This is a genomic window from Hydrogenophaga sp. (assembly GCF_030158645.1).
Classification (GTDB): Bacteria; Pseudomonadota; Gammaproteobacteria; order Burkholderiales; family Burkholderiaceae_C; genus Hydrogenophaga.
Window position 1 is genome coordinate 39,481 of sequence record NZ_JAOASO010000088.1, and the last position, 6,921, is coordinate 46,401.

Sequence of the window (6,921 nt, forward strand, 5' to 3'; positions counted from 1 at the left end):
GCTCAGGCTTCGGGGTGCAACACGCGCGATTCCGCGTCGCTGCGGAACACGATGGGAATGTGCCGCTGCGCAGGCGCCCGTTTCACCAGCTGCACCACCTTGTCGTGGTGCGGCGATTTGCTGCACACCGGGTCGGCCTGGGTGGCGTCGCCGGTGATCAGGAAGGCCTGGCAGTGGCAGCCGCCAAAGTCCTTGTGGCGCTCGTCGCAAGTGCGGCAGGGCGGCTGCATCCAGTCCTCGCCACGGAAGGCGTTGAAGGCCTGGCTCTTCTGCCAGATGTCGGCCAGTGCCATGTCGCGCACGTTGGGCAGCTTCAAGCCCGGCAGGTCGCGCGCGTTGTGGCAGGGCATGGCCACGCCGTCGGGCGCGACCGAGAGAAACACCGATCCCCAGCCGTTCATGCAGGCCTTGGGCCGCTCTTCAAAATAGTCGGGCACCACGAACAGCAGCTTGCAGCGTTTGCCGATCTTGTCGCGGTAGCGGTTGACCACCGCCTCGGCCTCGATCAGTTGCTCGTGGGTGGGCATCAGGTGGTCGCGGTTGACCCACGCCCAGCCGTAGTACTGCGTGTTGGCCAGCTCCAGGTACTCGGCATCGAGCGCGAGCGCCATCTCGATGATCTGGTCCACGTGCGGCAGGTTGTGCCGGTGCAGCACGCAGTTCATCACCATGGGCCAGTCGTGCGCCTTGATCAGACGCGCCACCTTCTGCTTGAGCTCGAAGGTCTTGGTGTGGCTCAGAAAATCGTTGAGCTCGCGCGTGCTGTCCTGGAACGAGAGCTGGATGTGGTCCAGGCCCGCGTCTTTGAGGCGCTGCGCGCGTGCCTCGTTCAGGCCCACGCCGGAGGTGATGAGGTTGGTGTAGTAGCCCAGCGCGTGCGCTTCCTGCACCAGCTCCTCCAGGTCGTCGCGCACCAGGGGTTCACCGCCCGAGAAGCCCAGCTGCGCGGCGCCGAGCTTGCGCGCCTGGCGCATCACGTCCACCCACTGCGCGGTGGTGAGTTCGTCCTTGATGCGCGCGTGCTGCGTGGGGTTGTAGCAAAACACGCAGTGCAGCGGGCACTGGTAGGTGAGCTCGGCCAGCAGCCACAGCGGCGGGCCGGCCGGGTGCGTTTTGGCGGCCAGCATCGACAGCGCTTCGGAGACCGGTGCGAACTCAGTCGATCCAGCCACGGCGGCCTCCTTCTTCGATGAGGGACTCGACCTGGGTGGTCAGCCCCTGCACCGAAAACGCAGTCTCGAGTTCGGTCACGATCTCGGCCACGGTGCGCTCTCCATCGCAGCGCTTGAGGATCTCGGCGGCGCTGTCGTTGAGCTGCACCATGCCCTCGGGGTACAGCAGCACCCAGCGCGTCTGCGCTTCTTCGTATTGCAGGCGGAAACGGCGCGAGAGCTTGGGGTGGGTGGGGATCACTGGCAAGCCTTTTCTATCGCGTCCAGCATGGTCCAGAGCACATCGAGCTTGAACTGCAGGATGTCGAGCGCGCGGTGCTGTTCGGCGCGCGTGGTGAAGTGGTCGAGCGTGACGCGCAGGCCGTGTTCCACATCGCGTCCGGCCAGCGGAATGCGCTTGCGGAAATAGCCCAGACCGTCGGCGTTGATCCAGGGGTAGTGCGTGGGCCAGCTGGCCAGGCGGTCCTTGTGGATCTGGGGCGCAAACATCTCGGTGAGCGAGGAGCACACGGCTTCCTGCCACGGTGCCTTGGCCGCGAAGTTCACGTAGGCGTCGCAGGCGAAGCGCACGGCGGGGGCCACACCCTGTAGCGAGAGCAGGTCGTCGCGCGCGATGCCCACCGCTTCGCCCAGGCGGATCCAGGCCTCCAGGCCGCCGCTGGCCGAACCCTCAAAGTCGCCGTAACCATCGTGGTCGAGGATGCGTTCGACCCACAGCCGGCGGTGCGCCCGGTCGGGCATGTTGGCCAGAATCGCGGCGTCCTTGCGCGGAATGCAGACCTGGTAATAAAAGCGGTTCGCCACCCAGCAGCGGAGCTCGTCGGGCGTGCAGCCACCGGCGTTCATGCGCACATTGAACGGGTGGTGGATGTGGTACGAGCGGCCCTTGTCGCGCAGCTGGGCTTCAAACTCGTCGCGTGTCCAGGCGGGGAGGCCTTCGAGGGGGCGCGGGGTGGTGGCGATGTCCATGGTGAGGAAATGGGCTGTGGGGGTCAGAACACGATGTCCATGCCGTCGTGCGCCACCTCGATGCCGTGGCGGGTGAGCTCGGCGCGTTCGGCAGAATCCTCGATCAGCATCGGATTCGTGTTGTTGATGTGGATGAGGATCTTGCGGATGGAGCGGGGCAACTTGCCCAGCTGTTCGATCATGCCGCCCGGGCCGCTTTGCGGCAGGTGACCCATCTCGGCGGCCTTCTTCTTTGACAGGCCTTGCGTGATCATTTCGTCTTCGGTCCAGAAGGTGCCGTCCACCAGCAGCACGGCGCAACTGGCCATGAGCGCCAGCAGCTCGGGTGTCACCGCGCCCAGGCCCGGCGCGTAGAACACGCGCGCACCGTTCAGCGGGTTCTGGATCACCAGGCCGAGGTTGTCACCGGCGCGCGGGTTGCCGCGAAACGGCGAGTAAGGCGGCGGCTTGGAGGCGATGGCCACGGTCTGCACCTCGATGCCGGGCAGGCCTTCGACGGTGATGGTGCGGCCATCGGACGGGAGCTCGGTGGTGGCCACGCCGCAGTAGTGGGACAGGATGCCGGTGATGGGGAAGCCGCCGGAGATGTCGGACAGCACTTCGGGCGTGGCCAGCAAAGGCAGTTTCGAGCCGCGCTCGCGCAGCATGATGAGACCGGTCACGTGGTCGATCTGCGCGTCCATGAGCAGCACCGCCGCAATGCCGCTGTCGCGCACGGCGCGCGCGGGTTGCAGGTCGGGGGTGTCGCGGATCTGCGTGAGGATGTCGGGAGAGGCGTTGACCAGCAACCAGTCCAGTCCGTTGGCGGTGACGGCGATCGACGACTGCGTGCGTGCCCTGGCGTTGATGCGGCCATGGCGCAGGCCGTCGCAGTTGGCGCAGTTGCAGTTCCACTGCGGGAAACCACCACCGGCCGAAGAACCCAGAACCCGGATGCGCATGTCAGGACACCTGAAAGACCAAGAAAAAGGCGCACGCGTTGTTCACCCGTGCGCCTCGAACCGAACGCTGAAGATCAGCGGTTGGCGATGTACATCGTGATTTCAAAACCAAAACGCAGGTCGGTGAAGGCGGGGGTCGTCCATTGCATAGAAGGTCTCCAATAATGGGTTGGCACGAAACATGTCTGCAAGCTCGCCAGCACCATTGCCACAAGCCGCCCCGATGAAAAGCAATATCGATGCCACAAAAACTGTGTCACCCCCGATGGTGACCAGCACCGCGTGGCCACGCCCGCAACACCTGCCGGTTCGGCCCTGGCCGAGCCTGCATCGCATGGCCTGGCGCACCGTGGGCACACCGCAGGGCGAGCCCTGGCTGCTGCTGCACGGGGGGCCCGGCAGCAGTTGCCAGCCCGGCATGCTGAGGCCCTTCGACCTGTCAAGACAATGGGTGGTGGCGCCCGATCAGCGCGGTTGCGGCGCCTCATGTCCCCGGGGGCGCACCGCCGGCAACCACACGGCGGCGCTGGTGGCCGACATGGAAGCGCTGCGCGAACACCTGGGGCTGGAGCGCTGGTCGGTGCTGGCCGGCTCCTGGGGCACGGTGGTGGCTTTGGCTTACACGCTGGCGCATCCGCAGCGCGTGCAGCGCCTGGTGTTGCGCGGTGCGTTTGCACTGAGCCGGCGCGAGGTGGGCGGCCTGCTGTTGCCCTCGTCGCGCGTGCGACAGTCGCTCGGCTGGGGCGCTTTGTGGCCTGTTTCACGGGGCGCTGTTTTGCCCGTGGCGTTGCAGCGGCTGACACAACTGATTCAAAGTGGAACACCCGGTGTTGCATCGCTGCGCGCTGCGCGCGGCTGGGGTCTGCTGGAAACCGCGTCGGCTGCCCGCAGCCAGCGGCGCAGCCTGCGCCACGCAGCCCTCGACACGCCGGGTCTGGCGGCCTCCATCCGGCGCGAATGGGCGTCGCTGCGCAAGGCCGAAAAGCGCGCCGTCGCCCGGTTGAAGAAGCCCGGGAAAACCCGCGGTGACCGCCAAGCCTTCGCCAAATTCCGCGTCCAGGCGCACTACCTGCGCCACCGGGGTTTCGTGCGCGCGGGCCAGCTCGATCGGGGTGTGTTGCAGGCCGCCCGTCAAGGCCTTCCGATGGACTGGGTGCATGGCCGCTTCGACGCCATCTGTCCTCCGGCCAACAGCCGGCGCTGGGCCGCGCTCGGCCGCGCCGCGGGTGGTGCGGTGTCGCACGTGGAGCCCCACAGCGGCCACCTGGGTCACGAGCCCGACATGTTGCCGGCCTTGCGCCGCAGCGTGCGCAGGACGCTGGCATGACGGGCCTTCGCGGCGTGTGGGTTGCGCTGGTGGTCGCACTGCTGGCGGGCTGCGCTTCGAGCGCCCGGCAGCCCGACTGCAGCATGGCGAACGCGGTGCCTTGGCGGGTGGTCTCACCCGGCGTGTGGGTGTGGCTGCCCGAGTCCACGGGCGAGATTTCGACCGCCAATGCGGGCCATGTGGTGCCCACCTCGGTGGTGGTCTCGGGCAATCAGGCCCTGGTGATCGACCCCGGCCCGAGCCACCGTCACGGCTTGCGCGTGCGCGATTCGCTGGCCTGCCGCTTCGGTGCGCAGGTGCGCGCCGTGGTCAACACCCACGCCCACGCCGAGAATGTGCTGGCGAACTCGGCGTTTGCCGATGCGCTTTCGGCGGGGCAGCTCGAGATCCTGTCCAGCGATGGCACGCGCAGCGCCATGCAGCAGCGCTGCCCGGCCTGCCTGGCCAGCCTGAGCGAACGCGCGGGCGGGGACGCCATGGTGGGCACGCGCATCGTGTGGCCCAGCCGCGTGCTGCAGGCTGGTGAAGTCTTGCGCATCGGCGCACACCGGCTGCGCGTCTTGCCTCCCGCTCCGGGGCACACCGAAAGCGATCTGGTGCTGTGGGACGAGACCAGCCGCGTGGTCTGGGCCGGCGGGCTGGTGTACGAGCGGCGCCTGCCCGAGCTCGCGCAGGGCGGGGTGGACGTGTGGTTGGCGGCGCTGGACCGCCTGGCCGCGCTCCAGCCGCGCCATGTGATCGGCAATGCCGTGTCCAGCGCACAGGACCCGCACTCGTTGCCGCCGGCCATGGTGGCCACCCGCGCCTACCTGGCCGATTTGCGCGCAGCGGTGCTCAACGCCATGGACGAAGGCCGCTACGCGGGCGAGACCGGCGCGATCGACATGTCGGCCTACCAAGACTGGGCCGGCTACGCGCAGCGGCAGGGCTTCAACCTGCAGCGTGCATGGCGGGAGATGGAGCCGGTGTGGATGGAGCGCAGCCCCACCACGCGGTGAGGCTCAGTTGAGCAGGTCCGGCGGTAGCTGGTCTTTCTTGCGGTAGATGGTGTTGCGCGAGACGCCCAGCGCCTTGGCCGCTGCCGACACATTGCCCTTGTGCAGGCGCAGCATCTGCGCCATGGCGCCGAGCGCCACGTCCTGCAGCCTCTGCCCTTCGGTGCCGACCTCCGCCACCGGTTCCGGCGTGTGGCCGGCCGGTGCAGCGTCCACCGGCACCACGATCGGCGCCGCTGGTGCCACCGAGGGAGCCATCACCGCTTCGTGGTCCAGCTCTTCCAGAAAGTCGTCGGGCAGGTGGCTCATGTCGATCACGCCCCCCTGACCGACCATCACCACCGCCGTGCGCAGCAGGTTGTGCAGCTGGCGGAAGTTGCCAGGCCAGGCGTAGCGCTTGAACAGGTCCATCACCGGCGCCGACACGCCCACCGGCTGGCTGCCCTCGCTCAGCGCCAGCAGGATCTTCTGCACCACGAGCTCGAAGTCACTGCGTTCGCGCAGCGCGGGCAGGCGCACCACCAGGCCGTTGAGGCGGTAGTACAGGTCTTCGCGGAAGTCACCCCGCGCGATCATGTCCTTGAGGTTCTTGTGCGTGGCGCTCACCACCGCCACATCGACCTCGACCTCCTTGCCAGCGCCCAGCGGGCTGACCTTGCGCTCCTGCAACACCCGCAGCAACCGCGCCTGCAGGTGCTTGGGCATGTCGCCGATCTCGTCGAGGAAGAGCGTGCCGCCGTGGGCCTGCAGGATCTTGCCGATGGAGCCCTTCTTGCGCGCGCCGGTGAAGGCGCCTTCTTCATAGCCGAAGAGCTCGGACTCGATCAGCGTGTCCGGGATGGAGGCGCAGTTGACCGACACGAAGGGTTGGGCCGCGCGGGTCGAATCACCGTGGATGGCTTGCGCGAGCAGGTCCTTGCCGGTGCCGGTTTCGCCCAGGATCATGATGGGGATGTCGCGCCCGCTGACCATGCGCAGCTTGTGGATCACCGAGGTCACCTGCGCGTCGCCGGTGTCCAGGTAGTGCAGCGAGGAGAACTGCATCTTTTTGCCCGTCTGTCTGAGGGGTTCGGGCCCGGGTTGGGCCGCGGCGGGTGAGGCCGGTGCCTGCGGTGCCTGGGGCTGGGCAGGTGCCTCGCCCGTGTGGGTGCCGGGTTTGGCGGCCCACATGTTGGAGGCTTTGAGCTTGACCCGGCACCACACCGACACGCCGTTGTGCATGCACAGCTGTTTGGGGTTGGGCGTGGCGCCGCCGAAGAGCTCGAACAGGGCCGAGACCGGCAGGCCGAACAGCGAGGAGAAGGTGTGGGCCTTGAGCGCACTGAACGGCAGGCCGATCTGGAACTGCGCGCTGCGGTTGGCCGAGAGAAAGCGGCCCTCGGGCGAGAACACCGCGATGCCCTCGACCAGCGTGCCCAGAAACTCCGAACGGGTGTGGAAGTGGATGCGGATCGCCTTGGGAAAGATGTCGGCGAACATGTGGTTCTCGATCATCTGCGCCGACATGCGCACCAGCG

General features: G+C 67.6%; 8 protein-coding genes. 2 read left to right on the forward strand and 6 right to left on the reverse strand.

Annotated features, from left to right (window positions below; genetic code table 11):
- Positions 1-2 precede the first annotated feature (2 nt).
- The 5 genes from pqqE to pqqA all read right to left on the reverse strand — a co-directional run bounded on the left by pqqE (position 3) and on the right by pqqA (position 3,231).
- Positions 3-1,127: a pyrroloquinoline quinone biosynthesis protein PqqE gene (gene pqqE, locus Q1W68_RS09240; RefSeq protein ID WP_300716325.1), complete on the reverse strand. Its 1,125-nt coding sequence runs from the start codon at positions 1,125-1,127 to the stop codon at positions 3-5.
- Positions 1,128-1,155: 28 nt separating this feature from the next.
- The gene (pqqD, locus tag Q1W68_RS09245) at positions 1,156-1,419 is read right to left on the reverse strand and encodes a pyrroloquinoline quinone biosynthesis peptide chaperone PqqD (protein ID WP_300648202.1); all 264 of its coding nucleotides are present in this window, start codon (positions 1,417-1,419) and stop codon (positions 1,156-1,158) included.
- Positions 1,410-2,141, reverse strand: a complete 732-nt coding sequence (gene pqqC / locus Q1W68_RS09250) for a pyrroloquinoline-quinone synthase PqqC (protein ID WP_300716313.1) — start codon at positions 2,139-2,141, stop codon at positions 1,410-1,412. The genes pqqD and pqqC overlap by 10 nt, the downstream gene beginning before the upstream one ends.
- A gap of 23 nt (positions 2,142-2,164) precedes the next feature.
- Positions 2,165-3,082, reverse strand: coding sequence for a pyrroloquinoline quinone biosynthesis protein PqqB (gene pqqB, locus Q1W68_RS09255; RefSeq protein ID WP_300716315.1), 918 nt, complete (start codon positions 3,080-3,082; stop codon positions 2,165-2,167).
- Between the two features lie 74 nt (positions 3,083-3,156).
- The gene (gene pqqA, locus Q1W68_RS09260) at positions 3,157-3,231 is read right to left on the reverse strand and encodes a pyrroloquinoline quinone precursor peptide PqqA (RefSeq protein WP_068167214.1); all 75 of its coding nucleotides are present in this window, start codon (positions 3,229-3,231) and stop codon (positions 3,157-3,159) included.
- A 185-nt stretch (positions 3,232-3,416) separates the two neighbouring features.
- On the opposite strand from pqqA, the gene Q1W68_RS09265 reads away from it, so the two are divergent.
- Both Q1W68_RS09265 and Q1W68_RS09270 read left to right on the forward strand, forming a co-directional pair.
- Entirely contained in the window at positions 3,417-4,409 is a 993-nt protein-coding gene (locus Q1W68_RS09265) for an alpha/beta fold hydrolase (protein WP_300648207.1), read from the forward strand.
- Entirely contained in the window at positions 4,406-5,407 is a 1,002-nt protein-coding gene (locus Q1W68_RS09270; RefSeq protein WP_300648209.1) for an MBL fold metallo-hydrolase, read from the forward strand. The genes Q1W68_RS09265 and Q1W68_RS09270 overlap by 4 nt, the downstream gene beginning before the upstream one ends.
- A 3-nt stretch (positions 5,408-5,410) precedes the next feature.
- Here Q1W68_RS09270 and Q1W68_RS09275 read toward each other — a convergent pair.
- The coding region (locus Q1W68_RS09275; RefSeq protein ID WP_300716318.1) for a sigma 54-interacting transcriptional regulator at positions 5,411-6,921 on the reverse strand (1,511 nt) is incomplete at its 5' end.

Bases quoted from the DNA above. Each gene is read 5' to 3' on its own strand.
- pqqE (WP_300716325.1), bottom strand. From the start codon at position 1,127: ATGCTGGCCGCCAAAACGCACCCGGCCGGCCCGCCGCTGTGGCTGCTG.
- pqqC (WP_300716313.1), bottom strand. From the start codon at position 2,141: ATGGACATCGCCACCACCCCGCGCCCCCTCGAAGGCCTCCCCGCCTGG.
- pqqB (WP_300716315.1), bottom strand. From the start codon at position 3,082: ATGCGCATCCGGGTTCTGGGTTCTTCGGCCGGTGGTGGTTTCCCGCAG.
- Q1W68_RS09265 (WP_300648207.1), top strand. From the start codon at position 3,417: ATGGCCTGGCGCACCGTGGGCACACCGCAGGGCGAGCCCTGGCTGCTG.
- Q1W68_RS09270 (WP_300648209.1), top strand. From the start codon at position 4,406: ATGACGGGCCTTCGCGGCGTGTGGGTTGCGCTGGTGGTCGCACTGCTG.